Below are 22,939 nucleotides of genomic sequence, written 5' to 3' on the forward strand. Positions count from 1 at the left end.
TCGTAATTAGTCGTCAGCACATGACGGAATCGTGGTTGCTCTCCTCAGATCCACACCGAACTTCAACAGTCCGGAGAGTCCCCGAAATATACGAACCAGTCTCGGGCTTCTTGAGTGAGTACTCCTGTCTCACGGTACTTCCTTCACGTTCCCACAACCATTCGGTCCAGGATTCCGTTTCCGCGAAGGTCTCCGTGGTAACGGTGAACTCGCGCTCGCTCGCGTACTCGTGGTAGTGAACTGTCCGGGTCCGTTCGACCTCGGTCTTGTACAGGTAGTCGGTGTCGTAGTACGTGTAGCCGCTGTGGTCGTGGCCGGTGTACCAGACATCGGTGTCGTATCTCCAGTTGGAGCACTCGCGTGAGAACCCGCCGTACGGGCTCGGATCGAGGTCCCAGTTCGTACACGTTCTCGTGGTCCGGGTGTGTCGCTCGCGGTCGTGATTATGTCCGTCGCCGACGACGACCCGATCAGTTCTGGTTTCGCCAGTGTAACTCCACCCCGGGCGCTGGAACTTGCTCGAAAGCCACTGGTATTTGTCCTCGTAGTACGTCCGTTCCTCGGTCCGAACGTTCCGTTCCACGAGCTGCCAGTCGTCTCCTGCCCCGTCCGGGTCCGACTGCCTGACGCGAGTGATCCGGCGCGATCGCTGCTCAACGCTCGTCCCCGTCGATACCCAGTTGTCCCCGAGCATCGACGGTCGTCCCGCGTCTGCCCTCACAGATACCGTTCGTCCAGTGCGAAATGTTCCGGAGTCATGGACAGATCGCTTCTGCCACCTGTCTCCTTTGGGGCTATCCTCTGATACGACCTGAGTTATTGTACTCCCCAAAATATCGTACCAGTACTCCGTGTAGGTCTTCGGTCGAACGTTGATGTCGACGGTTTTCAACGCTTCACCGTTCGGGCCTTGTGTCGAGATAAGTCTCGCCTTGTACGTTCCAGGGTCGTCGTAGGTGTGAGCGATTGCGACGTTCCGCAGTGACGAGGTTCCCGACCCGCGTGCAGCACTCCCGTCACCGAAGGCTAGACGGTAGTTCTGGTTCGATCCGACGATGAACTCGACCTGATCGCCGGGTTCGACCTCCAAGCTGTTTTTTCTCGCTGACTCGCCCGACTTCATCGCATAGAACACGATGTGGTCGTGAGTCTGTACTGAGTGAACCCGGCTAATCCACTTCTGTTCGTCCCTATCGCCGTCCGCGTCGACCGCCGAGAGTGAAACCTCTCTCGTGACCTTGCCACCGTGTTCGGAGACGAACATATGACGGATCCCGGTGTCGCGGGTGCCCGAGAATCGGCCGAGCGTATCGACGACGACGGCCCGATTCGTGTCGTTCACCCGCCATGTCGCGCGAACGATCTTCGGTTCTTCATGTGTGACCGTCGCTAGAAATTCGTAGGTGCCGAGCTCTACGGAGTCCGTTTCCGATGTCTGTTTCGTGTCGTCAGTGACGTATCTCGACGAGATTTCCGAGATATAGGGCACGGCCTCTCCGGTCCCGAAACTCGTCTGTGTCTCCACGTTCGTCTCCTTCACCGCGGTCACGGTGTTCCCCTCGTCGTCCGTAACCGTCGCCGAGACTTCCACCGTGTCCCCAAGCATCCCGTCGATCCCGACGTGGTTCACGTACCGATCCGACTCCCGCTCAAGCTGGGTCTGTGGAGGACCCCAACTGATCGTCAGCTCCCCGCCGTCCGGATCGTACGCCTCCAGCGTGTACTCCTGTGTGCTCCCCATCGGCGCGGTGTCGGGGCCGTCTATCGAGACCACCGGCGGCCCCTCGTCGTACACTTCGACGGTCTTCGTCGCGGTCGCTCGCGCCCCGTCGTCGTCAACGGCAACGCCTCGCAGCGTGTACGTCCCCGTATCCGTGAACGTGCGCTCGAGGGTCGCGCCCCTCTCGGAGTGATCGGGCCACAGTCGTCGAACCACGGTTCCGTCCGGGTCGCTCGCCCGGAGCACGAACGTCGCCTCGTGGCCGGACGCGACGCGGTCCGGGCCCGCAATGCGGGCGGTCGGTTCCTCGTTGTCCGACCCGGAACTCGTGGATCCGGTGTCGCCGTCCGGCGCGAGCACGCGCACCGACTTCCGGACCGTCGCCGTCGCGCCGTCGTCGTCCGTGACGCGGACGCTGAACGCGAACGTCTCGCCCGCCGGAAGATCGACGGTGCGGTCGACCTCGCGGGTCGACTGCCCGTCCGACCAGGCGTAGGAGGCGATCTCCCCGTCGGGGTCGTACACGTCGGCCGTGAACGTCGCCGTCTCGCCGCGGACCACGCTGTCCGGCCCCTCGATGTCCCCTGTCGGCGGTTCGTTCGGCTGCGGGGTCGATTCTCCCGACTCGGCGTCGGACGGCTCCTCGTCCGGGGCGGCCACGTCGACGTACAGCGTGTCGCTCCGCTCGACGCCGTGGTCGTCGGTCACGGTCAGCGTGACCTCGTATCTGCCGACGGTCGACGCGGTGAACGTCGTCGAGACCGCCGTCGGATCGCTCGGCTCGATCTCCCGGCCGTCGGGAGTTCGGATCGACCACTCGTGGGCGACGAGCTCCCCGTCGGGGTCGAGCGAGCCGCCGCCGTCCAGCCACACTACGGTGCCGCGCTCGACGTGTTGATCGAGACCGGCGTCGGCGAGCGGCGGATCGTTTTCCGCCGCATCGTGCGCGGCGACCGACGCGGGAACGGCCGCCACGACGAGGATCGCCGCGACGGCCAGGGAAGCGCATCTCATACTCTCTGTCCGAGATGCCGCGCTATCTGTTATAAGATTTTAGAACTCAAGCGAAAAATTATGGTTCCGAAACGAGAGTCTCAGATCCCGGAGCGTGTCGATCTACCGAGCTGTGGGCCGACCGTCACCGATATCGTGATCGCCGCGTGTCATTTGGTGAACCGACACCGGTTCCGGTCGGACTGGGCAGCCGATCACTCGTCGGCGGGGTCGATCCCCGAAACCCTCACGATCGACCCTTTGCGAACCCATAGCAAGGCATTTTACGTGGGCAAGACAACCGTCAAATACTGCCCATCGGAGGGCCGATCAGTACCTATGTCAGCCGACGAACTCATCTGGCGGATCGCTGGCGGGTCGGGGGACGGTATCGCCTCGACCAGTCAGAACTTCGCCAAGGCCCTGATGCGGTCGGGGCTGCACGTCTTCACGCATCGTCACTACCCCTCGCGCATCCGGGGCGGCCACACCTACGTCGAGGTACGCGCCTCCGCCGATCCCGTCAAGTCGCGGGGCGACGGCTACAACTTCCTGCTGGCGCTCGGCGACTCGTTCGCCCGCAACCCGCAGGACGAGGCCTACTACGGGAACGAGGAGGCCAAGCCGCTCGCGGAGAACCTCGACGAGCTCCGCGAGGGCGGGGTCATCGTCTACGACTCCGGGCTGCTCGACCCCTCGGAGGTTCCGAACTTCGAGGAGCGCGTCGAGGAGAACGACTGGCACGTGTACGACATCGACCTCCGGTCGCTCGCGCGCGAGCAGGGCCGGGAGGTCATGCGCAACACCGCCGGCGTCGGCGTCACCTGCGCCATCACCGGGATCCCCCTCGAGGCCATCGAGGAGCTGATGCGCGACGCGATGCCCGAGAAGATCCTCGAGCCGAACCTCGAGATCATGCAGACGGGCTACGACCTCGTGCACGAGGAGTACGATGTCGACGCCCCCGACGTGTCCGTCCCCTCGGGCGACCACGACGAGGAGCAGGTGCTCATGTCCGGCTCCGACGCCATCGCCTACGGCGCCATCGACGAGGGCTGCCGGTTCATCGCCGGTTACCCCATGACGCCGTGGACCGAGGTGTTCACCATCATGAGCCAGAACCTGCCCGAACTGGGCGGGATCTCCGAGCAGGTCGAGGACGAGATCGCCGCGGCCGCGCTCGCCATCGGCGCCTCCCACATGGGCGTCAAGGCGATGTCCGGCTCCTCCGGCGGCGGCTTCGCCCTGATGGGCGAGCCGCTCGGCCTCGCGGAGATGACCGAGACGCCGCTGGTGCTCATCGAGGCCATGCGCGCCGGTCCCTCGACGGGGATGCCGACGAAGCCGGAGCAGGCCGACCTGGAGCACGTCCTGTACACGTCGCAGGGCGACTCCCAGCGCGTCGTGCTCGCGCCCGGCACCGTCGCCGAGGCGTACGAGGCGTCGCGACGGGCGTTCCAGCTCGCCTACGAGTACCAGATCCCGACGATGATCGTCTACGACCAGAAGCTGTCGGGCGAGCTGACGAACGTTCCGGCCTCGCACTTCGACCGCGAGCCCAACGGCGACATCGGCATGACGCTCACCGAGGACGAGCTGGCCGAGCAGCCGCACACGGCCGACGGCAAGTTCCACCGCTTCCAGCACGAGGGCGAGAACGGCGTCTCGCCGCGCTCGGTGCCCGGCCAGAAGGCCGGCCGCTACCTCGCGACCGGCAACGAACACAACCCGGCCGGCCACATCAGCGAGGACCCGGACAACCGGGTCGCGCAGATGGACCGTCGTCAGCGCAAGCTCGACGCCATCCGCGAGGACCTCGACGGCGACGGACTGCTCGTCGAACACGGCCCCGAGGACGCCGAGTACGGCATCCTCACCTTCGGTTCCCAGCAGGGGACCGTCGAGGAGGCCGTCGACCGGCTCAACGAGAACGGCACGTCGGTGAAGGCGCTGACCGTCGCCGAACTCGCGCCGTATCCGGTCGACGCGGTTCGGTCGTTCCTCGACTCCGTCGACGAGGCGCTCGTCGTCGAGATGAACGCGTCGGCGCAGTTCCGCGGTCTGACCCAGAAGGAGCTCGGCACGCACGGGGAGATGCTCTCCTCGCTGCTGAAGTACAACGGCAACCCCTTCGAGCCCGCGGAGATCGTCGAGGGGTTCACCACGAAACTCGTCGACGGCGGGGAGCTTCCCGGCAACGAGACGAAGTTCGTGCCCGCGGCAGGTGACTGACAATGAGCGCATTCAGTGCAATCGGCGAGGAACGCGAGATCGACCGTAACGAGTACACGCCCGAGATCGAACCGCAGCCGACGTGGTGTCCGGGCTGTGGCGACTTCGGCGTCCTGAAGGCGCTGAAGGGCGCGCTGCCGGAGGTCGGCCGCACGCCCGAGGAGACGCTGCTGGTCACGGGGATCGGCTGTTCGGGCAAGCTGAACAGCTACCTCGACAGCTACGGCTTCCACACGATCCACGGCCGCTCGCTGCCGGTCGCCCGTGCGGCGAAGCTCGCCAACCCCGGCGTCGAGGTCGTCGCGGCCGGCGGCGACGGCGACGGCTACGGGATCGGCGGGAACCACTTCATGCACACCGCCCGGGAGAACCACGATATGACGTATATCGTGTTCAACAACGAGATCTTCGGGCTGACGAAGGGGCAGACGTCCCCGACCAGCCCGAAGGGGCACAAATCGAAGACGCAGCCCCACGGCTCGGCGAAGACGCCGATCCGGCCCCTGTCGCTGTCGCTGACCTCGGGCGCGTCGTTCGTCGCCCGGACGGCCGCGGTCAACCCGAACCAGGCCCAGCGTATCCTGAAGGAGGCGATGGAGCACGACGGGTTCGCACACATCGACTTCCTGACCCAGTGCCCGACGTGGAACAAGGACGCGAAGCAGTACGTCCCGTACACGGACATCAACGAGTCCGAGGACTACGACTTCGATCCGACGAACCGCGCGGACGCCCAGGAGCTGATGCGGGAGACCGAGGACAAGCTGTACGAGGGCGAGGTGCTCACCGGTGTCTACTACCGCGAGGACGACCGCCCCTCCTACCAGCAGGAGAAACAGGAGATCGGTGAGATGCCCGAGGAGCCGCTGGCGGAGCGGTACTTCGACGGTGACTACGAGTGGGAGCGCTCGTACGACAACTTCATCGACAAGCACAAGTGAGCTGTCGGGCGGACGCACCCGTCTGACGGCCTCGTCGTCACGCGAATCGGCGGTCGCGGACCGCCGTCCGCTTCCGGCCGGCTCGCGGGGTTATCGTCGACACAACTACCGTTTTCTTATTCGCAAGGTATTTTTTCTGCGGGGCGAAATCATACGGCAATGAGTACGTCCTCGACGGCCGACCGCATCCTCGAAGCGCTCGAGGAGGATGCCCAGGCCTCCTACGCCGAGATCGCCGACCGCGCCGGCGTCTCGAAGCCGACGGTGCGGAAGTACATCAACAAGCTCGAAGACGAGGGCGTCATCGTCGGGTACTCCGCGGAGATCGACCCCAAGAAGCTCTCCGGGCAGACGATCGCGCTCGTCGGCATCGACGTGGACAGCGAACGCTACGTCGAGGCGACGCGGGCGCTGAAGGAACTCGACTCGGTCGTCTCGCTGTACACCTCCTCCGGCGACCACATGTTCATGGCCGAGGTCCGCGCGGCCGACGGCGAGGAACTCGGCGAGGTGATCTCCGAGGACATCGGCGGGGTCGAGGGCGTCACCGCGGCGCACCCGTCGGTGCTGCAGGAACGGCTGAAGTAGCAGACTGGACGGCTGGCGGGACAGTCGGCGGGGACGCTTCGACAGTCTGGCTTCACTTTCACCGCGGGTGGCGACGGTTTTTGAGGGTTCGGGGACTCACCGACTCGTATGGAGGAGACGCTTCCGGGGGCGCCGACGGACGAGAGTCGCGGCGAGCGCGTCGTCCTCCACGTCGACATGGATTGTTTCTACGCCTCCTGCGAGCGACTGAAGGAGCCCGACCTCGCGGGCGAGCCGGTGGTCGTCGGGATGGGGTACGAGCCGGGCGACACGATCGGGGCGGTCGCGACCGCGAGCTACGAGGCGCGCGAGTTCGGCGTCGAGTCCGCCCAGCCTATCTCGAAGGCGCTGGAGCGGCTCCCCCGCGTCGCCGACGCGGACCCCGACGACCCGGACGCGCCCGACCCCGCGGAGGCGGGCCACTACCGGCCCGTCGACATGGCGTTCTACAAGGAGGTCGCCGGCGACGTGAAGTCGGCGCTGCACGACCTCGCGGACACGGTCCGGGAGGTGAGCATCGACGAGGCGTACCTCGACGTGACCGACCGTACCTCCTGGAACACGGGCGAGGGCGCCGGCGACGCCCCGCTCGCGGAGGGATTCGCCCGCCACGTCCGCGAGCGTATCGAACGGGAGGCGGGCGTATCCGCAAGCGTCGGCGTCGCGCCGAACATGGCGACCGCGAAGGTCGCCTCCGACTACGACAAGCCCGAGGGTCTGACGGTCGTCGAGCCGGGGGAGGTGGCCGACTTCCTCGCGCCGCTTCCCGTCTCGGACATCCACGGCGTCGGTCCGGTCACGGCCGGCGACCTCGCGGACATGGGCATCGAGACGGCCGGCGACCTCGCCGACGCGGACCCCGCCGAGCTGGAGGCGCGGTTCGGCTCGCGCGGCCGGGAGTTCCACGAGCGCGCGAACGGGCGCGACGACCGCGAGGTGACGCCGACGGGGCGCCCGAAGTCGCTGTCGCGGGAGTCGGCCGGGCGGACCGCCGACGCGGAGACGCAACGCGAGCGGGTTCGCGCCTTGGCGGCCGACGTGGCCGAGCGTGCGCGCTCGCGCGGCGCGATGTACCGCACGATCGGCGTGAAGGTCGTGTGCCCCCCGTTCGACGTGAACACGCGCGCCGACTCGCTGCCGGGGCCGGTCGACGACCCCGACCTAGTCGAGGAGGTGGCGCTGGACCTGCTGGAGGAGTTCGCGGGGGAGACGGTCCGCAAGCTCGGGGTCCGCGTGTCGAACCTCTCGTTCGCCGCCGAGGAGCAGGCGACGCTCGGCGGGTACGAGGGTGCGGCGCCCGCGTCGGCGGCCGACTCCGAGGAGGACAGCGACGACGACCGCGGAGCCGACGCGGACGCCAACGCAGACTCGGATGCGGAGGCCAACGCCGACGCCGCCGGCGACGCGGACGCGGACGACGTGACGCGCCGGTCGGCCGACGGCGACGCGACGCTCGACGAGTGGGCCGACGAGGGCGACCCCGACGCCGAGCGGGAGCGCCGCCGGCGACGCCGACGGGGACAGGTCGACCTCGGGGAGTTCGGGTAGGCCGTCGCCGACCGCGGCGGGTTGCCGACCGCCGACGAACCTTTCGGGCGCGGACGACACGGATCGAGCATGGCAGGCATCGCGACCGGACTCGTGCTCGGGAGCCTCGTCGGCGCGGTGGCGACGGCCGCCGGATCGTACTTCGTGTTCCGCCGCCGGCGACGCGCCGAGACGGATCACCTCCGGCTCGCGTTCCGAACCGAACTGGAGGCGCTGTCGTACGTGGCCGACCTCGCCGAGGAGGGTCGCTACGAGGCGCTCGCCGCGAGCGTCGAGCCGCCGCAGGTGTACGAGAACAACGCCGACCGCGTGGGGCACCTGACGGACGACGAGGTCGAGGCGCTGGTCGCCTTCTACACGGACCTGTACTGGCTCCGGGACCAGCAGGACATCGAGGACAAGAAGGAGCGCGCCGACGAGGTGGCGCGCGAGTGGCACGAGGCGGTCGAGGCGGTCCGGGCGGCCGGCTGACCGCGCGGGCGGCCGACCGGGCAGTCGCCTGACCGGATCACTTCCGTCACCTCGCTTGCCGCCGCCGCGCCTCGCGTCCTACAGCCGTTCGCGTGCTACAGTCGACGCCGTCCGCTCGCGCCGACGGCGTCGGCGAACAGCGGCAGCGCGGGGATCACCGTCTCGACGGGACCGCCGTTGAACCGTGCGAACAGTCCCGCCACGTCGTCGACGGCCTCGGCGTCGAAGCCCGCCGCCACCGCGGATTCCCGCGAGAGCGCCGGGCGGTAGGCCAGCCCCTCGACGTAGTCGTCGACGACCGCCGACGCATCGGCGACAGCGGCGTCGAAGTCATCGGAGCGCAGTTCGGGTTCGAGGTCGCCCCACAGCCGATCGAGGAAGCCGGGCCACTGCGCGAGACAGCGGTAGATACTCGGGAGGCTGTCGTCGTCGAAGCCGTGGAACGCGCGGATGGCGTCGACAGCGTCGGCCGCGGCGTCGGGGACGGCGTCGACGGCGACCATCGAGGGGTCGAGCCCGCGGTCGGCGTCGAGGCCGGCGGGGTACGGCCCGGTCGCGGCCGGGTCGTCGGGCACCGCGGTCCCAACGTCGCCGCCGTTCATCGCGCGGTCGACCAGCTCGAACAGTACGGCGAGCCGCGGCGCGACGGCGTCGAAGGTGGCGATCTGCCCGCGCAGTTCCCGCGCCTCGGCCGGCGCGAGGTCGAGGTCGCCGGGGCGGTAGCGGGGGCCGTCGACGGCCGAGAGAACGGCGTCGCGGTATGCGACCGACGCCGCCGCGAACGCGCGCGTCTCGAAGGCGGGCTTGACCTGTCCCCACAGGTAGCGGGTGAACTCGGGGTGGTTCGCCGTCGCCGTCCGCCAGATCCAGTTGACGACCGGCGCGCGGACGGTGGCGCGGATGTCGTCGTACATGCCGGCGCGCCAGCCGGTCGCGTCGGCCGCGTGGAGTTCCAGGCTCGTGTCCATGCGCGGGGCGTCGATCGGTGCGCACCTAAATCCACGCCGCGGCTGTGCTGCCGACGCATCCCGGAACGACGAAGCCCAATGAGCGTCCGCCGCCGGTCGCCGGCGTCAGACGCGCGTCGGACGCGACTGCCGAAGTTTAAGCCCGGTGGGGAGCCAGGGTTCGGTAATGAGCGACGAGACCATCACCGTCGCGGACGTGAGCGACGGGACCGGCGGCGAATCGGAGCTGTCGGCGGGTACGCCCATCTCGCTTCCGGTGGTCGAGATCCTGACGGGCCGAGGGTTCATCACGGGGAAGTCGGGATCCGGGAAGTCCAACACCGCCTCGGTCGTCATCGAGAAGCTGCTGGAGAACAGCTTTCCGGTCCTCATCGTCGACTCCGACGGCGAGTACTACGGGCTGAAGGAGGAGTTCGAGATCCTCCACGTCGGCGCCGACGAGGAGTGCGACATCCAGGTGTCGAGCGAGCACGCGGGCAAGATCGCCTCGCTCGCGCTGGAGGACAACGTCCCGATCATCCTGGACGTGTCGGGGTACCTCGACGAGGACGAGGCCTCCGAGCTGATCCGCGAGACGGCCAGACAGCTGTTCGCCAAGGAGAAGAAGCTCAAGAAGCCGTTCCTCATGCTGGTCGAGGAGTGTCACGAGTACATCCCGGAGGGCGCCGGGATGGACAAGACGGGCAAGACGCTGATCAAGATCGGGAAACGCGGGCGCAAACACGGCCTCGGCATCGTCGGCATCTCCCAGCGCCCGGCCGACGTGAAGAAGGACTTCATCACCCAGTGCGACTGGCTCTGCTGGCACCGGCTCACCTGGGACAACGACACGAAGGTCGTCTCCAGGATATTGGGAAGCGACTACGGCGAGGCCATCGAGGACATGGACGACGGCGAGGCGTTCCTGATGACCGACTGGGCCGAGTCGATCCGCCGGGTGCAGTTCCACCGCAAACAGACGTTCGACGCGGGCGCGACGCCCGGCCTCGACGACTTCGAGCGCCCCGACCTCAAGTCCGTCTCGGGCGACCTCGTCTCGGAGCTGCAGACGATCACGGACGAACGCGAGCGCACGGAGTCGGAACTCGCGGATCTGCGCCAGGAGCTGGACAAGAAGGAACAGCAGATCACTCAACTCGAACGCGAGCTGGAGGAGGCGCGGGACATGTCCGACATGGCCGACACCTTCGCGCAGGCGCTGCTCCAGAAGGCCGATGCACCCTATCGCGGCGGAAGCGGGCGGAACTTCGGACGGGGGGCGGGCGACGCCGGGCCTGCACCCGGGGGGAACGGCTCGGCGCCGGAGCCGCAACGCCGCGATGGTGACGCAGAGTTCGGTGGTACCCCCGTCGAGGACCAAGCAGAACTGCACGACTACGAGGACCCCGAGGCCGCGGCGGCGCCCGCCGCGCCGGCCGAAGCGGACGACGGGAGACGGGACCGCCCCGCGTCCGAGCAGGCGGGGGAGCGCACGAGCGACGCGTCCGACACGGCCGCCGGCAACGGAACCGCGGAGGCGACGACGGGGTCGGACGCCGCCGGCGACCCGGCGGACTCGCCCGCGGGGGCGAGCGACGACCGCGTCGCGAGCGCGGTACCGCCGACCGACGGCGTGGACATCTCGCCGGCGCGGTCGCGCTCCGGGTTCGACGGCGTCGAGGACGCGGCCGCGTTCATCGACGGCGACGAGTTGCGCCGCCGCGAGGCCGTCGTCGCGGGGTTCGTTCGCGCCGTCGAGTCGCTGGAGGAGGTGACCCGCGGGATGCTGACGGCCTACCGCCGCGCCGGCCGAGCGACGCCGGTCGAGGCGCACCGCGCCGCCGACGGTTCGGGCGACCGACGGTACGCGTACGCCCGAAACAAAGTGTTGCGACGGGCGGGGTTCGTGGAGCATCGCAGCCGGGGCGAGTACGCCTACGCCCTGCCGGAGCTGGTCCGGCGGGTGTACGGCGAGCACACGGACGAACAGGACCTCGTGGAAGTGATCGCCGAGATCGAGGCGCGCGCCGGGCTCGACCCGGACGTGTCGCCGTGAGGCCGTGACGCTGAAACTCCCGCCCAGCGGCGACGACCGCTGGCGGCTGGCGGCGCACGCGCGGGTCATCGTCTACGAGACCGACGACGGCAACGAGCTCCTCACCGTGTACGACTGCGGCGCCGCCCAGAAGCCGCCGTCGGCGCAGGTGATCGGCAACCTCGTGCGCGTGAACGCCGATCACGAGCTCGAACGCGGCCCGACGGGGTACGCCGTCAGCATGCGGGAGGCCGCGGACCTGGTCAAGCAGGACGACCACCACTACCTGATCGAAGCGGTCGACCGGGACGACTGAACTCCGCTGGACGGCGATCGAGTGCCGACGCCCGCGTCGGAGTGTGAGTCGTTCACGACCCGGGGGAAGCCTCTTGACGCTCGGTGTCGACGCTGTCGTCAATGGAGACCTCTTCTCCGTCCCGTTGACCGACGCGTCGGCGAGGGCGCGCCGGTCGACACGGCGGGGGCCGCGCGGTCCCCGGGACGCACGACCAGCGAGCGATCGGCGGCGGGCGCGGCGGGGTCGGGACTCACCTTCCGACTCCGGCGGGCGCGCGGCCACGACACACAGTGAACGTACGAGACAGACTCACCGGCGGGCGCGCGGTCGTCGCCGCCCGGGACGCGGATTCGACGCCCGACACGACGGAGATCCGGCGCCTCGCCGAGGCGGCTGGCTACGACGTGGTCGGCGAAGTGACACAGCGACGCACCGAGGACCTGCGCTACAACCTCGGCGAGGGGAAGGCCGGCGAGTTGGCGGACCTCGTCGCCGAGGTCGACGCCGACGCGGTCGTCTTCGACGGCGGGCTCACGCCGGGACAGTACGCCGACCTGCTTGACCTGCTCCCGCCGGCGGCGACGCTGGCGGACCGCTACCGGCTGGTGCTGGAGATCTTCGCCGAGGGGGCGGGGTCGGCCGCGGCGAGGACGCAGGTTCGGCTGGCGACGCTCCGGTACGAACTGCCGCGGGTGCGACGCGCGACCGAGGAATCCGTCCTGAACCGGGCGACCGAGAAGGGGTCGCCGGTGCTGGACGTGGAGCGTCGGATCGACACGCTGGAGGCGAACCTCCACGACATCGCCGACGCGGCGGCCGACCGCCGCGAGCGACGCCGCGAGGAGGGGTTCGACCTCGTCGCGCTCGCGGGCTACACGAACGCCGGGAAGTCGACGCTGCTGCGGCGACTGGCGGACGACCTCGCGGTCGACTCCGGCGGCGAAGGCGCCGAGAGTGACGAGGACGCCGATCGTCCGGGGCACGTGGACGACCCCGGTCACGCGGATCTGCCCGAGACGGCGACGACGGAGGACCGCCTGTTCGAGACGCTTGAGACGACGACCCGCCGGGCGACGCTCGGCGGACGGCGGGCGCTCCTCACCGACACCGTCGGACTGGTGGCCGACCTCCCGCACGACCTCGTTCGCTCCTTCTCGGCGACCCTCGACGAGATCGGTACCGCCGACGCCGTGCTCGCGGTCGTCGACGCGAGCGCCGACGAGGAACGGCTCCGGCGTCGCCTCGAAACGACCGTCGACGTGCTCGCGGCGGACGCGACCGGGCCGGTGATCCCCGTCGTGAACAAGGTGGACCGACTGGACGACGCCGAGCGCGAGGCGGCGCTCGCGGTCGTCGACGACGCGCTCGCCGCCGGCGACGTGGACACCCGCGAGCCCGTGGCGATCAGCGCGCTCGACGGGACGGGCGTGGACGCCCTCCGCGCGGCGGTACTCGATGCGCTCCCCGGCACGACGGCGACGTTCCGGGTGGCGAACTCGGGCGAGGCGCAGGCGTTCGTCTCGTGGCTCCACGACCGCGGCGACGCCGACGTGACGTACGGCCCCGAGTCGATCGAGGTCGCGTTCGCGGGGAGGCCGTCGGTCGTCGAGGAGGCCCGGCGCCGCGCGGCCGACCTCCGGCCGGCGGACGGCGTGGGGTAGCCGAAGGCACATCCGCGTCGAACGCCGTTCACCGGTATGGACGCGACGCTCGAACTCCCGACGGGCGAGACGGTCGACACGGAGACGGTGTTCAGCTTCAACGGCTACCCGTACCGCTTCCGTCCCCTCGACCACGGGGAGTACGGGTTCGCGCTCTCGCCGCTGGTGTGGGGCGGCGGCGACATGGACGTGCCCTTCGAGGACCGCGCGGAGCTCCGCGAGCAGTGGGGCCCCGAATCGCGGGGCGTCCTGACCGACGAGGAGTGGCGCGACTGGCTGGTCGAGGCCCGGGCGGACGACCGCTTCGGCGACGACGAACTCGACGCCGTGGAGCGGGAACTGTTCGGGACCGACGGGGGATTCCTCGACCGCGTGAAGCGGACGTTGGGCGTGGGATGACGGCGCGCGGCGACCGCGTCGCCCTGGGCCGCGCGGTCGCCGATGACCCGAGCGCGCGGCCGGAGTACGCATCCTTAAGAAGCGTCCACCACTTCTCTCGCGCATGAACACGCGCGACCTCTCGGCGAACGCGCCGTACGTCCCCGGCCGAGGCGTCGAGGAGGTGGCCCGCGAGCTCGGGCTCGACCCCGACGAGCTGGTGAAGCTCTCCTCGAACGAGAACCCCTTCGGCCCGTCGCCGAAGGCCGTCGAGGCGGCGAAGACAGCCGCCGAGTCCGCCCACGTCTACCCGAAGGCCGCACACGCGGACCTCACCGAGGCGCTGGCCGAGCGGTGGGACCTCGCGCCCGAACAGGTGTGGGTGAGCCCCGGCGCCGACGGCGCGCTCGATTACCTCTCGCGGGCGATGCTGTCGCCCGGCGACCGGGTGCTCACGCCCGACCCGGGGTTCGCCTACTACCCGATGAGCGCGCGCTATCACCACGGCGAGGTGGCGACGTACCCCGTCGAGAAGGGCGACGGCTTCGCCCAGACCGCCGACACGATCCTCGACGCCTACGACGGCGAGCGGATCGTCTACGTGACGACGCCGCACAACCCGACGGGGAGCGAACTTCCCCGCGACGAGCTCCTCGCGCTGTTGGAGGGCGTCGACGAGGAGACGCTCGTCGTCGCCGACGAGGCGTACGGCGAGTACACCGAGACGCCCTCGGCGGCGGGGCTGCTCGGCGAGTACGAGAACCTCGCGGTCACGCGCACCTTCTCGAAGGCGTACGGGCTCGCGGGCCTGCGGATCGGCTACGCGCTCGTCCCCGGAGCGTGGGCGGACGCATACGCCCGCGTCAACACGCCATTCGCGGCCAACGCCGTCGCGCTCGACGCCGCCCTCGCGGCGCTCGGCGACGACGAGCACGTCGAGAAGAGCGTCGAGTCGGCGAGGTGGGCCCGGGAGTACATCGCCGACGAACTGGACGCGCCGACGTTCGACAGCGCCGGCAACTTCGTGCTCGCGGAGGTCGGCGACGGAAACGCCGTCGCGGAGCGCACACAGGAGCGGGGCGTGATCGTCCGCGACACCGGCTCGTTCGGGCTTCCCGACTGCGTACGGATCTCCTGCGGCACGGAGGCGGAGACCCGCGAGGCGGTCGCGACGCTGAACGAGGTGCTCGCGGACCTGGAACTCGGGGTCGAAGCGTGACTGGGGGCGGTCCCGTCGACCGCCTCGCGGTCACGGGCACCCCGGGGACCGGGAAGACCACCGCGACGGACCTTCTGGCGGCCGAACGCGGGATCGAGGTGGTCCACCTCAATGACGTGATCCGCGAGGAGGGGCTGTACGTCGAGCGCGACGAGGAGCGCGACTCCCTCGTGGCCGACCTCGACGCGGTCGCCGAGCACCTCGGCGACTGGTCGGGCGTGGTCGACTCCCACCTCGCGCACTACCTCGACGCCGACCGGGTCGCGGTGTTGCGCTGTCGCCCCGACGTGCTCGAACGGCGCCTGATCGAGCGCGGGGAGAGCGAGGCGAGCGCACGCGAGAACCGCGAGAGCGAGGCGCTGGACGTGATCCTCGGCGAGGCCGTCGACCGCTTCGGCGAGGATCAGGTGTACGAGATCGACACGACCGACCGCGACCCGGAGCGCGTCGCGACCGAACTGGGCCGCGTGCTCGACGGCGACCGCGAGCCGTCGGCGGGCGAGGTCGACTTCGTGGAGTACCTATGACGCTGGATCAGCTCCGGCCCTTGGCGGAGAAGGGCCTCAGCCCGTTCGTCCGAGTCGCCGACGGCCTCGGGCTCTCCCCCGACGGCGTGAGCATCATCGCGTTCGCGTGCGCCGTCGCCGCCGGCGTCGCGTTCGGGCTCGCGCCCCCCGCGGAGGCGCCGCTGTCGTACGTCGCCGGCTCGCTGCTGGTGTTCGCCAACGGGTGGCTCGACCTCGTCGACGGCGCGCTCGCGCGGGCACAGGGGACCGACTCCTCCGGCGGCGATCTGCTGGATCACGTGCTCGACCGCTACGCCGACATCGCGGTGCTCGTCGGCCTCTCGGCCGGGATCGGCCGCTACGGCCTCGGGCTCGCGGCGGTGACGGGGGTGTTGATGACCTCGTATCTCGGCACGCAGATCCAGGCCGTCGGCATCGGCCGCGAGTACGGCGGGCTGTTGGGCCGCGCCGACCGGCTCGCGCTCGTGGGCATCGTCGGCGTCGTCGCCGCCGCGGTTCCGGGGTCGCTTGTCGCCGGCCTCGGGGTCGTCGGCCTGCTGCTCGTCGTGTTCGCGGTCGTCGGCCACCTCACCGCCTTGCAGCGCTTCTGGGGCGCGTGGACCGACCTCCGGTGACCGCGGTCGTGTCGCGCGAACCGAGCGACGCGGGACGTGTGTACGGACGAATACTTTTGTCCCCCGGGTGGAATGGCGATGGTATGACCGGTACGACGGAGGACCCCGACGCCGCCGAGTCGATCCGCCGAGGATCGGACTCCACGCTCTCGGCGGCGCTGGCGGAGCTCGACGACGGGTGTTGCGTGCTCGTCACCGGGGACGTCTCCGAGGAGGCCTATCGCGTCGCGTCCTCGCGGTACTTCGGCGCGACGCAACGACGGCGACGGCGGGTGCTCGCGCTCACGGCCGGGGGGACGGAGTCGCCGGAGGCGTGGCTTCCGGACGGCGTCGACGCGGCGGACGACGGCGCCGCGGTCGTTCGCCTCGACGGGACCGTCCGGGACCCGGCGGCCGCGGCGGGATCGGACGCCGCCGGGTCGGGACCCGACGCCGACTCGGCGGGACCTGACGCGGCCGCGCCGACGGCGTTCGGATCGGAGCCGGAGGCGACCGACACGCCGAACGCGACCACCGACCCCGACACCGGGCCGGATCGGATCGACCTCGACGGGACCGTCAGCGACGATGGGACCGTCGCGAACGACGGGGCTGGGGACGGGGACGCGGCGACCGTGCGGACGACGCTGCTCGAAGCGATCGACGAGGTCGACGAGGACCGCTCGAACCGACTCGGGCTCCGGGTCGGCATCTATCGGGTCGACATGCTCTGTGCGACGCTGGGAAGCGAGGCGACGGGGGATCTGTTGCGAGAGGTGTCGCGCACGACGCGCGACCGCGGCGGCATGGCGCACTTTCACCTCCCACGGCCCACGGACGAGGATCCGCGATCGGACCCGATCGTCTCCGAGTTCGCCGAGCTCCTCGACGACGACCTCGACGTGATCGTCGAGCTACGATGCCGTGAGACAACCCCCGTTCCCGAGGAGCGATGGCACATCGTCGGGTGGGGAACGACCGAGTGGAACGCCCTCCGGTGACCGCATGACGGAACGAACCTCCCGAACGCCGACGGACGAGGATCCGGACACGGACGCGGACGCCGGCGCGACCGCGGTTCGGCTCGTCCCGGCGCGGGGGCGTGGCCCGGGAACGTTCGAGCTCGTCGACTCCATCGAGGAGGTCCGCCTCCCGGTCGCCATCGAGGGCACCGAGGCCGGGGCCCGTCCGGCGACGACGCGGCTGACCACCGCCGATCGGTTTCACGCGCCGGTCGACGGCTGCTGGGCGGTCGAGGCGACGGCGGTGACGCCCCTTTGTACGGCCGACGTGTACGTCCGCGACGCGGACAACACCGTCGTCGCGACCGCGACGGCGGAGGCGCCCGCCCGGATCCCACCCGGGCCGCACGTGCTGGAGCTGTCGACGGCCCCCGTGAAGACCTACGTCGCCGTCGACGGGCCCGCGCGCGTCTCCTACGAGGACCGGTACCCGCGGGTCTCGTTGGATTCCCCGGAGCGCGGCTCAGGTGACGACGCCGACGGCGAGATCCTGCTCGGCGCTCGGTCGCGGCGCACGTCGCCGGCGGGGACGGTGACGGTTCCGGACTCGCCGGCGGGGCTCGCGCGGGCGGTCTCGACGTTCGGGTCGGCGCTCGCGACCACGTCGCCCGAGCGGTCGTTCCCGACGCTTCGGGGACACCCGCCGCTGGTCGAACGCGGGGAGTCGTTCGAGACTCCGCGGTTCGTCGAGCGCGTCGACACCGGCGTCACGCTCGGACTGCCGTTCGCGTACGACGCCCTGTACTCGGCGACCCCGCTGGCGTTCTACCTCAGCGCGGATATCGAGGAGAGCGCCGAGCCGTACCTACGGGCCGGGGAGTACCGACACGAACTCCCCCGGGACCCGGACGCGCTCGCGGCCGAGCTCGGCGACCTCCTCCGGCACTGCTTCACGCTCGATTGTGCGACGCGGGCCTGCTCGGTCGGCCTGTACGACGTTGACCTGCACGTCCACGAGGTGCTCACCGAGCGCCTCGACCCGCCGTGGGCGGAGTGGTACGAGGCCGATCTCGCCGAGCGTACCGCCGCGTACCTCGACGTGCCGACGGAGGCGACGCTCGACTGCCTCGACTGGCCCCACACGACGGACGTGGTTCCGGTCGCGGAGAACGCCTCCGCGCTACCGTTCCTCGCGGCCGACCTCTCGGTCGTGCGCTCCCCGCCGCCCGAGACCGACGCGACGAGCGACGGGGGCGTGACCGAGCTCGACGACTTCGTTCGCACGTCGCGGGAGGCGGTCAGGAACGCGGCGCTGACTCGGAGCGCGAGCGAGGCGGACGGCCCCGCCCGCGACCCGACCCGCGGACCGACGCAGAACGCCCTCGACGACTCCGAGTCGATCGTGACCCCAGAGCCCGCCGACAGCATCGCGCAGGCGTGGATCGGCCCCGGGTTCCCGATGCGTGCGGCCAAGCCGACCGTCGAGACGTACCGCCGCCGCCTGGATCGCACGCCGGCGGAGGACCTGACGATCGGCGTCACGGTCGTCTGCAACGACGAGGCGATGGTCGACGAGCTCGGCGACACGTACGGTTTCCGCGATCACGTCACGTTCGACATTCGCGAGGAGCGCGACCTGACCGTCGAGGAACTGCGCGAACTGCTCGCCGACGAGCACGACTTCTTCCACTACGTCGGCCACGTCGACGAGCGCGGGATGGAGTGTTCCGACGGCTTCCTCGACCTCCGGAGCCTGCAGACGACGGGCGTCGACGCGTTCCTACTCAACGCCTGTACGTCCTACCAGCAGGGCATGGGACTGGTCGAGGCGGGCGCGCTCGGCGGCGTCGTGTCGCTGACGGACCTGCCGAACTCGCTGGCGACGCGCGTGGGACGGGACCTCGCGCGGCTGTTCGACGCCGGGTTCCCGCTGTATGCCGCGCTCGACGTGGTCGGGACGGGCCCGTTCGCCGAGAGCGCGTACAGCATCGCGGGGGATCCACTGGTGCAGTTGTGTCAGTGCTCGACTGGCGTCGGGTTTTTACTAGAAATAACGGACATAGAGATGGAACAGCGGGAAGTAGAAGTCACACCGAGCTGGTATCCTACAAAGCGACATGGCTTGGGTGGGATGGCAAAGCCAATTATGATGAGTGTAGAGAAGCAGTGGATCGCAACCGGAGTAACAGCTGCTATCGATACTTCGATAGACCGCCTATTCGAGTGTCTGAACTCTGGCAGATTCCCAGTCCGATTTGACGGGGATCTGTTGTGGAATTGGGATATTACGGAAGAAATGTTGTCATCTACGGGCCAGACGTGACCGTAGCGCCGGCGACGGCATTCCCCGCACTCGACAACAACAGCACGAGCGCGAACAGCGCGCCCATCATCCGCGGGTGGTCAGCCAGCCATTCCGTCATCGTGGCGTCGTCTTCGGACATGACACTCGCTTCCTTCGTTGGTTTCTGAATGAATATATCGGAAAGATTCTGATATCAAATAACGCGAACCAACTACTGATATTTAGGGTATTTAAATACCGGTCGAACGGGCCGGCGGTGGCACACGTTTTATACCGCACACCGCGCTAGGTCGAGGTATGCCCCAGTGTGAGATGTGCGGCGCGGAGAAGGCGTCGCTCACCACCACGAAAGTCGAGGGCGCGGAGCTGGAGCTGTGCTCGGACTGCTCGGACTTCGGCACCGAGGTCCGCACCGAGAGCTCCTCCTCGACATCCACGAAGTACTCCACCTCCTCGTCTTCGTCGTCCTCGTCGGACTCCGCGAGTTCCTCGTCGTCGTCCTCGTCATCGTCGTCGTCGGGACGCCGCCGCGACATGTTCGACGACATGGAGACGGTCGCGGGCGACTACGACGACCGGATCCGGCAGGCCCGCGAGTCGGCCGGGCTGAGCCAGGAGGACCTCGCGAGCGACATCAACGAGAAGGCATCCGTCATCCGGAAGCTCGAGCGCGGGGACATCCTCCCCTCCGACGAGGTCCAACAGAAGATCGAGAAGAAGCTCGGCATCTCGCTTGTCGAGGGTGACGCCGTCGACGACGCCGACTGGGAGAGCTCCTCCTCGGGGAGCATGACCCTCGGCGACGTTGTCAAGCGCAACGACAACTGAGCGACGCCGCGGTCATCGCGATCGTCCCCGCCCCCTCCGGCGCCGCACGATGTCGGGTGCATCCCCCGCCGTCGGCACCCGCGCCGTCCGCAACCGCTGTCGCGACCGAAGCGACTTTTCGCGCGCCCCCCGGACCCATCGACCGTGAGCGACTCCGACACCCTGATCCTCGTCAACCTGAAGGCGTACCCGTGTGACCCCGTCGAGATCGCCGAGGCGTGCGCGACCGTCGCCGACGACACCGGCGCGCGGGTCGCCGTCGCGCCGCAGGCGGCACACCTATCGGCCGTCGCGGACACCGGCGTCGAGACGTGGGCACAGCACGTCTCACCCGTCGAGCACGGCAGCCACACCGGCTCGACGCTGGCGGAGGCCGTCGCCGACGCGGGCGCGACGGGCACGCTGATCAACCACTCCGAGAACCGGCTGAAGCTGGCCGACATCGACGCCTCCCTCGCGGCCGCCGGGCGCGCCGGACTGGAGACGGTCGTCTGCGCCAACAACCCCGCGCAGTCGGGCGCGGCCGCGGCGCTCGGTCCCGACGCCGTCGCCGTCGAGCCGCCGGAGCTCATCGGCGGCGACGTGTCGGTCGCGACCGCCGACCCCGCGATCGTGGAGGACTCCGTCGCGGCGGTGGAGGCCGTCGACGCCGACGTGGACCTGTTCTGCGGCGCCGGCGTCTCGACGGGCGAGGACGTGACCGCCGCGGGCGAGCTCGGCGCGACGGGCGTGCTCCTCGCCTCCGGCGTCGCGAAGGCCGACGATCCCGAGGCGGTGCTGCGGGATCTCGTCTCGGGGCTGTAAGCGACTACCCCTGCTCTCGGTCACTTTCGCGCCGGGCCTGTTCGTCGATCTCCCGGATCGCCTGCTCCTGTTCGCTGCGGGTGATCCCGCCGGCCTCGGCGAACCGACCCTCGTACTGCCAGTCGGGAACGAGCGACCAGCCGTCGCCCTCGCCGTCGTCGCCGCTGCCGCCGCGATCGGCGTCGGTCCGGCCGCTCGCGACCGCGCGAAGGCGTCCGAGGAGGACCAGTACGACCAGCGCGAGCGTGGCGGCCGCGATCGCGATCCCCAGCCGCTCGTCGAGGTTCCAGAGCACGGAGGCGACGATCGGGCCGATCAGGAGGGACACGAGGACCACGGCGGTGACTCGTCGCATCAGGAACCGATCGAGGCGACGGTACAAACGAGTACCGCCGCGTTCGCCGGGACCGTCCCGCTCGACCGTTACTCCTGATTAACGTCGTGTTCGAGGACGCCGACGCCCTCGACCTCGACCTCGACGCGGTCGCCGTCCGAGAGCGGACCGACGCCCGCTGGCGTCCCGGTCGCGACCACGTCGCCCGGCTCCAGCGTCATGTACGTCGTGATCTCCTCGACGAGCTCGGGGATGGAGAACATGAAGTAGTCGCGAGAGGAGGACTGCTTCGTCTCGCCGTTCACGCGGAGTTCGACCGCGGCGTCCCCGGGCACGTGCTCGGGGTCGGCGATGCAGGGGCCGATCGGCGCGGCGCCGTCGAACGCCTTGCCGCGCACCCAGTTCTGTTCCTCGTTCTGGTCGTCGCGGTTCGACACGTCGTCGAGACAGGTGAAGCCGGCGACGTGGTCCATCGCGTCCGCGGCGGCGACGTTGCGCGCCTGTTCGCCGATCACGAACGCGATCTCGGCCTCGTGGTCGACGCGCTCTTTCCCGGCCGGCAGCGTGACTGTGGACCCGGGGTCCGCGACCGCGTTGGGCGGCTTCAGAAACAGCAGCGGTCGGTCCGGGACCTCGTTGCCGAGCTCCTCGGCGTGATCGGCGTAGTTGCGGCCGACACAGACGATCTTCGTGGGCGCACAGGGCGCGAGCAGGTCCACGTCGTCGGCGTCGGTGTCGTACGTCTCGCCGCCCGCGGTCACGGTGCCGTCGTCGTACGTGCCGCGGCGAACGGTGCCTGCCGGGTCGCGGATCCTGGCGTAGCGCATTGACGAGGGGTCGGCTGGCTGGTGCTTAGGCGTTGTGAGTCCGGTAGACCACGGCGCCGCCGCTGGCGACCTGGAAAACGAGAGAACCGCGACGGCTGCAGCGTTTACAGCTCGACTGCCTGCTTCTGCCCGAGCGATTCGGGCACCGTGAAGCGGATGGTCGTCGTCGCGCCGGCCATCGTGTTGATCTTGATCGTGACCTCGTCGCCCTCGCCGAGATTGTTCGGGGCGTTCGTGTCGCCGAAGCCGTTGTCGTTCAGGTTGAACTCGATGTTGAACCGGTCGTCTGCGTCGTTGAGCACCGTGTTCGAGCTGTCGGTGTTCTTCACCTGGTAGGTGTTGAACTCCCACCCGGTCTCGGCGGAACTGGAGTGCGTCAGCGTCTCGGTCCCCTGTGGGCCGATCCAGTTGATCGTCGCGTTCGAGAGGTCGATCTCTCCGGCACCCGGTGCCTGCGTCACGGTCACGTTCACCGACTTGACCGAGTTGTCGGTCGTGTTGACCGTCCCGGTCGTCACGACCTCCTGCAGGCGGTTACTGACCTGTTTGCTGGACTGCTGTCCCGTCTCCTGCGACTTGCTCTGGAGGAATCCCGCGGTGTTGATCAGGACACCCGCGGCGATCGCCGCCACGAGTACCATCGCGATGAACACGATGAGCGTCCCGATACCAACCTGGCCGCGCTCTTCCTCGTCCGTGATGAATTCGAACATCTGTGGTGTGCTCCC

22 protein-coding genes and 1 pseudogene are annotated in these 22,939 nt (G+C 69.3%); 16 read left to right on the forward strand and 7 right to left on the reverse strand.

From position 1 onward, the window contains the following. Positions 1-13: 13 nt before the first annotated feature. Together K6T36_RS02925 and K6T36_RS19115 are read right to left on the reverse strand one after the other, a co-directional pair. A complete protein-coding gene (locus K6T36_RS02925; protein ID WP_225935209.1) occupies positions 14-2,245 on the reverse strand; it encodes a PKD domain-containing protein in 2,232 nt (743 codons plus the stop codon). A 192-nt stretch (positions 2,246-2,437) separates the two neighbouring features. Next, positions 2,438-2,734 (reverse strand): annotated as a pseudogene (locus K6T36_RS19115) (PKD domain-containing protein); the annotation flags it as partial. Between the two features lie 318 nt (positions 2,735-3,052). On the opposite strand from K6T36_RS19115, the gene K6T36_RS02930 reads away from it, so the two are divergent. The 5 genes from K6T36_RS02930 to K6T36_RS02950 all read left to right on the forward strand — a co-directional run bounded on the left by K6T36_RS02930 (position 3,053) and on the right by K6T36_RS02950 (position 8,493). Beyond that, a complete protein-coding gene (locus K6T36_RS02930; protein ID WP_222922529.1) occupies positions 3,053-4,945 on the forward strand; it encodes a 2-oxoacid:acceptor oxidoreductase subunit alpha in 1,893 nt (630 codons plus the stop codon). Between the two features lie 2 nt (positions 4,946-4,947). Beyond that, complete coding sequence (locus tag K6T36_RS02935; RefSeq protein ID WP_222922530.1) at positions 4,948-5,886, forward strand: thiamine pyrophosphate-dependent enzyme; 939 nt, start codon at positions 4,948-4,950, stop codon at positions 5,884-5,886. 159 nt (positions 5,887-6,045) lie between these two features. Continuing rightward, positions 6,046-6,474: an HTH-type transcriptional regulator LrpA1 gene (lrpA1, locus tag K6T36_RS02940; RefSeq protein WP_222607959.1), complete on the forward strand. Its 429-nt coding sequence runs from the start codon at positions 6,046-6,048 to the stop codon at positions 6,472-6,474. A 108-nt stretch (positions 6,475-6,582) separates the two neighbouring features. Further along, positions 6,583-8,022 carry a DNA polymerase IV gene (dinB, locus tag K6T36_RS02945; RefSeq protein ID WP_222922531.1) on the forward strand — a complete coding sequence of 480 codons (1,440 nt, stop codon included), beginning with the start codon at positions 6,583-6,585 and terminating at the stop codon, positions 8,020-8,022. A 69-nt stretch (positions 8,023-8,091) separates the two neighbouring features. Continuing rightward, positions 8,092-8,493, forward strand: coding sequence for a hypothetical protein (locus tag K6T36_RS02950; RefSeq protein ID WP_222922532.1), 402 nt, complete (start codon positions 8,092-8,094; stop codon positions 8,491-8,493). Positions 8,494-8,588: 95 nt separating this feature from the next. Here the strand turns inward: K6T36_RS02950 and K6T36_RS02955 are convergent, their stop codons facing one another. Then, positions 8,589-9,461: a halocarboxylic acid dehydrogenase DehI family protein gene (locus tag K6T36_RS02955; protein ID WP_222922533.1), complete on the reverse strand. Its 873-nt coding sequence runs from the start codon at positions 9,459-9,461 to the stop codon at positions 8,589-8,591. A 166-nt stretch (positions 9,462-9,627) separates the two neighbouring features. On the opposite strand from K6T36_RS02955, the gene K6T36_RS02960 reads away from it, so the two are divergent. From K6T36_RS02960 to K6T36_RS03000, 9 genes are all read left to right on the forward strand, one after another. Next, the gene (locus tag K6T36_RS02960; protein WP_222922534.1) at positions 9,628-11,496 is read left to right on the forward strand and encodes a helicase HerA domain-containing protein; all 1,869 of its coding nucleotides are present in this window, start codon (positions 9,628-9,630) and stop codon (positions 11,494-11,496) included. A gap of 4 nt (positions 11,497-11,500) precedes the next feature. Continuing rightward, entirely contained in the window at positions 11,501-11,791 is a 291-nt protein-coding gene (locus K6T36_RS02965) for a hypothetical protein (protein ID WP_222922535.1), read from the forward strand. A gap of 272 nt (positions 11,792-12,063) precedes the next feature. Further along, on the forward strand, positions 12,064-13,434 hold the full coding sequence (hflX, locus tag K6T36_RS02970) for a GTPase HflX (RefSeq protein WP_222922536.1): 1,371 nt from the start codon (positions 12,064-12,066) through the stop codon (positions 13,432-13,434). Positions 13,435-13,470: 36 nt separating this feature from the next. Beyond that, positions 13,471-13,833 (forward strand): hypothetical protein, encoded by a 363-nt coding sequence (locus tag K6T36_RS02975; RefSeq protein WP_222922537.1) that lies wholly within the window; start codon positions 13,471-13,473, stop codon positions 13,831-13,833. A gap of 103 nt (positions 13,834-13,936) precedes the next feature. Then, the gene (gene hisC / locus K6T36_RS02980; RefSeq protein WP_222922538.1) at positions 13,937-15,031 is read left to right on the forward strand and encodes a histidinol-phosphate transaminase; all 1,095 of its coding nucleotides are present in this window, start codon (positions 13,937-13,939) and stop codon (positions 15,029-15,031) included. Continuing rightward, complete coding sequence (locus tag K6T36_RS02985) at positions 15,028-15,558, forward strand: adenylate kinase family protein (protein ID WP_222922539.1); 531 nt, start codon at positions 15,028-15,030, stop codon at positions 15,556-15,558. The genes hisC and K6T36_RS02985 overlap by 4 nt, the downstream gene beginning before the upstream one ends. Beyond that, positions 15,555-16,172 (forward strand): CDP-alcohol phosphatidyltransferase family protein, encoded by a 618-nt coding sequence (locus tag K6T36_RS02990; protein ID WP_222922540.1) that lies wholly within the window; start codon positions 15,555-15,557, stop codon positions 16,170-16,172. The genes K6T36_RS02985 and K6T36_RS02990 overlap by 4 nt, the downstream gene beginning before the upstream one ends. 83 nt (positions 16,173-16,255) lie before the next feature. After that, positions 16,256-17,152, forward strand: coding sequence for a DUF7504 family protein (locus tag K6T36_RS02995; protein ID WP_222922541.1), 897 nt, complete (start codon positions 16,256-16,258; stop codon positions 17,150-17,152). 4 nt (positions 17,153-17,156) lie between these two features. After that, on the forward strand, positions 17,157-19,436 hold the full coding sequence (locus K6T36_RS03000) for a hypothetical protein (protein ID WP_222922542.1): 2,280 nt from the start codon (positions 17,157-17,159) through the stop codon (positions 19,434-19,436). Here the strand turns inward: K6T36_RS03000 and K6T36_RS03005 are convergent. Continuing rightward, complete coding sequence (locus K6T36_RS03005; RefSeq protein ID WP_222922543.1) at positions 19,420-19,557, reverse strand: DUF7503 family protein; 138 nt, start codon at positions 19,555-19,557, stop codon at positions 19,420-19,422. The genes K6T36_RS03000 and K6T36_RS03005 overlap by 17 nt on opposite strands. A 158-nt stretch (positions 19,558-19,715) precedes the next feature. Here K6T36_RS03005 and K6T36_RS03010 point away from each other — a divergent pair, with 158 nt between their 5' ends. Further along, on the forward strand, positions 19,716-20,246 hold the full coding sequence (locus K6T36_RS03010) for a multiprotein bridging factor aMBF1 (protein WP_222922544.1): 531 nt from the start codon (positions 19,716-19,718) through the stop codon (positions 20,244-20,246). A gap of 144 nt (positions 20,247-20,390) precedes the next feature. After that, positions 20,391-21,050 carry a triose-phosphate isomerase gene (gene tpiA / locus K6T36_RS03015; protein ID WP_225935165.1) on the forward strand — a complete coding sequence of 220 codons (660 nt, stop codon included), beginning with the start codon at positions 20,391-20,393 and terminating at the stop codon, positions 21,048-21,050. A gap of 4 nt (positions 21,051-21,054) precedes the next feature. On the opposite strand, the gene K6T36_RS03020 is transcribed toward tpiA, so the two are convergent. From K6T36_RS03020 to K6T36_RS03030, 3 genes are all read right to left on the reverse strand, one after another. After that, a complete protein-coding gene (locus tag K6T36_RS03020; RefSeq protein ID WP_222922545.1) occupies positions 21,055-21,405 on the reverse strand; it encodes a hypothetical protein in 351 nt (116 codons plus the stop codon). A 68-nt stretch (positions 21,406-21,473) separates the two neighbouring features. After that, positions 21,474-22,211 carry a fumarylacetoacetate hydrolase family protein gene (locus K6T36_RS03025; RefSeq protein ID WP_222922546.1) on the reverse strand — a complete coding sequence of 246 codons (738 nt, stop codon included), beginning with the start codon at positions 22,209-22,211 and terminating at the stop codon, positions 21,474-21,476. A gap of 104 nt (positions 22,212-22,315) precedes the next feature. Further along, a complete protein-coding gene (locus K6T36_RS03030; RefSeq protein ID WP_222922547.1) occupies positions 22,316-22,924 on the reverse strand; it encodes an archaellin/type IV pilin N-terminal domain-containing protein in 609 nt (202 codons plus the stop codon). Positions 22,925-22,939 lie beyond the last annotated feature (15 nt).

The organism is Halobaculum roseum (assembly GCF_019880245.1).
Taxonomy (GTDB): Archaea; Halobacteriota; Halobacteria; order Halobacteriales; family Haloferacaceae; genus Halobaculum; species Halobaculum roseum.